Below are 367 nucleotides of genomic sequence, written 5' to 3' on the forward strand. Positions count from 1 at the left end.
GCGATCAGCAGACTTGAAACGGCAGCGATCGTCGGCGTGATCTCTTCCCGAATTCCCGACCACATCTTGATCGGCAAGGTGGTGGTGTCCGGCCCGCTCACGAAAAGTGACAGCACCAACTCGTCGACAGATCCGTCACCGCAACTAAAGCTGGACCTTCAGCCCTCGCCTTCGGCCCACGCCACGTATCTACTAAGCTTAAGGCGAATCGCGGATTCGTCGCCGTGTTGCGCCCCTCGCGAGAGGGCATCCAGAAGGGGCCCAAGGCCTGCCGTTTCGAGGTTGCCTATTGCCGAGAGGATCTCGTCCTGCCACCGCGGGTGAACGTTCTCTCTGCTGAGGCCCTTGAATTTCTCCCAGATCTGAT

The 367-nt window shown here is 59.4% G+C and carries 1 pseudogene; it reads right to left on the reverse strand.

Annotation, left to right across the window (positions count from 1 at the left end):
- Positions 1 to 158: 158 nt before the first annotated feature.
- Positions 159 to 367 (reverse strand): annotated as a pseudogene (locus EN846_RS35665) (hypothetical protein); the annotation flags it as partial.

The organism is Mesorhizobium sp. M4B.F.Ca.ET.203.01.1.1 (assembly GCF_004791025.1).
GTDB classification, from domain to species: Bacteria; Pseudomonadota; Alphaproteobacteria; order Rhizobiales; family Rhizobiaceae; genus Mesorhizobium; species Mesorhizobium abyssinicae.